Source organism: Burkholderia sp. E168m23, from assembly GCF_016586125.1.
GTDB classification, from domain to species: domain Bacteria; phylum Pseudomonadota; class Gammaproteobacteria; order Burkholderiales; family Burkholderiaceae; genus Burkholderia; species Burkholderia orbicola.
Genome location: NZ_BCPP01001009.1, coordinates 1 through 2,490 on the forward strand (window position 1 = coordinate 1; position 2,490 = coordinate 2,490).

Here is a 2,490-nt window from a genome sequence, read left to right on the forward strand (position 1 = left end):
CGGTTGCGCGGTGTTTCGGAGTTGAGCCCGCCTGCGGAGCGGGCCTTATTTCCTAGCGATTGACCAAGTGCTTCGGTAATAAGAGTGTGAGAATTAGCCCGAATAGAAGGCATGCGATGATGCAATAGATCGCCGGTACGAAGCTGCCCGAGGACTGTTTCAATAAGCCCACGACATAGGGGCCGAAGAAGCCGCCTATATTGCCTATTGCGCTGATCCACGCGATGCCGCTCGCGGCATTGCGGGGGGAGAGGACGGCAGTTGGCATACCCCAGAATATTGGGGGGATGGACAATAATCCCGCGTTGGCAATACAGAGCGCCGCAATGCTCAGCCAAAGCGTGCCGTGCCAGACAAGTGCGAGAGTCAGACCTGCGGCGGCCATCAGGAATAATGCGGCGACGAGCAGCCTGCGCTCCCTGCGACTATCGGCCTTCCGACCGGCAATTATCATTACGATAACGGCAACCGCATTGGGCAGCGCGGCGAGGAGCCCGATCAAGGAATTACGCTCTACACCGAGCGATTTGATGATGGTTGGCGCCCAGAGTGTGTAGCCGTAAATTCCAAAAACATCGAGAAAATAAATAATTCCAAAAATCCAGAAAATCTTGCTTGAAAAGATATTGTTCTGATTTATTGATGCGGCTATTGACTTGTCCTCTTCAAGCGCGCTAATAAGGTAGTTACGATCTGATTCGGATCGGTGGTTTCCTTGGGTGACGTCGTCTTCCAGATATTTCCAGCACATGATAGCGGCGACGAAGGCTGGAATTGCCTCGATGATCAACATCCACTTCCAGCCGGCGAGGCTCAGAAGACTATCGAGATATTCCATGATGAATCCACTCATGGGGGATCCAATCAGGCCAGCCATTGGGAGTGCCGTATAGAATATGGACAAAATTCGTGCTCTGTGGAAGCGCGGGAACGACTGAGAAATATAATATACGACACCCGGAACGAGGCCGGCCTCCGTTACTCCGAGGAGGTAACGCATGACATAGAACTGCTTTGGTGTGGCAATCAATGTGGTTAGAGCCGAGACGATCGCCCACGCCAATATAATGCGTGTCAGCCATCGTTTTGCCCCGACCTTCTGCAATAGCATGTTGCTCGGAACTTCAAATAGTACATAGCCCAACGCGAATGTGCCCGCACCAAAACCGAAAACGGCATCGGTAAATCCCAGGTCCTGGCTAAGCTGAAGTTTAGCGAAACTTACGTTGACGCGATCAATATAGGACGCAAGATACGCAAACATAAAGATCGGCAGAACTCGCAGCGCGAGTCGCTTGAAAATGCGATCGGCTCTGGCTGCATCGACCGTGGTAATCACGGGCAAGGAATCGGATATTCCCGTAGCGTTCAATTCCAAGTGGTGCTCCCGAGGGTCGAATAAGATGTCGTATGTCAGTTGTTGCAACAGACTCGGTAACGCGGTATCGGCGTGCCTCGTGATCCGATCGAGAACGGATGTCTGTATGTGATCCTTGTCACCACATTCTCAGACTGAATCCGTGTTCAGAGAATCGAGGGCCTGATGGGCGATTGTCATGCGGGGATGTGCTGGGCCATACATAAGGTAGCGTCGCTGTCGGCTGATAGCACACCAATAAAGTATGTGCCATGGTGAACAATAGGGCATGACGTTCGAGTCCTTAAGGACGGCAACCAGACCGTGCAACAATCGTAAGGCTAGTGGATTTTACTGGATCTTGGTGCACATTGGTTTGCGATCTTTGCTGCTTAGTACGATTTTCCTTAGGGCGCTTTCGACCACATCAGCAACGCAGGCATCGTTCCAATCCTTGCCGTGTATTAATGTTGGCTTGATGGTCGAAATCACAGCGTGCTGCATGGCTTACTTGAATGTGTCGACGAGTCGCCGGCGATCGCTGACGGCTCAATTTGTGCGTCGGACTCCCGTACTGTTGGAACGACGGATGCAGGAGCGAAGGGTACAAGGCGTGGAATGTGTGGGGCTTGACGCGGAGTCGTGCCATCACATGGGCGGCAGGACGTCAGCTATGTTATGAGCGTGACGCATCCTTTTCGATTCTCGGATTGTACGTATCTGACGAGTACGACCCAACAAGCCGAATAACGACTGCGCGCCAGACATGGGTCGATGATCGAAGCGACTAGACTGAGGCCGGCCTGTGCGCTGCGGGGGTGGATCGAAGCGATCGCTGGCGGGCTTATACCTAGGTATGTACGATGCGAAACCAACGTAAACACTGGCTGCTTCCTTTCGACGATATATCAACCATGCGATTGGATATAGAGTATCGAAGGATGCAGATAAAGGAAATTGTAGTTCGTGATTTTATTCTGGTATCCAAAATAACTTACCGTCACGACTTGTGAGTGCGCGAGAGTTCCTCTTCGTGGACACCGATGTATGAGGTCATTTCGTTGATGGGGGGGCTCGTGCTTGCTTCGAGTCGCACACGATCAATCGGACGGGCAATTTTCGGAGTTGATAAT

1 protein-coding gene is annotated in these 2,490 nt (G+C 52.0%); it reads right to left on the reverse strand.

Annotated features, from left to right (window positions below):
• Window positions 1-52 precede the first annotated feature (52 nt).
• Complete coding sequence (locus JMF90_RS33270) at window positions 53-1,378, reverse strand: MFS transporter (RefSeq protein ID WP_011547004.1); 1,326 nt, start codon at window positions 1,376-1,378, stop codon at window positions 53-55.
• Between the last annotated feature and the right edge of the window lie 1,112 nt (window positions 1,379-2,490).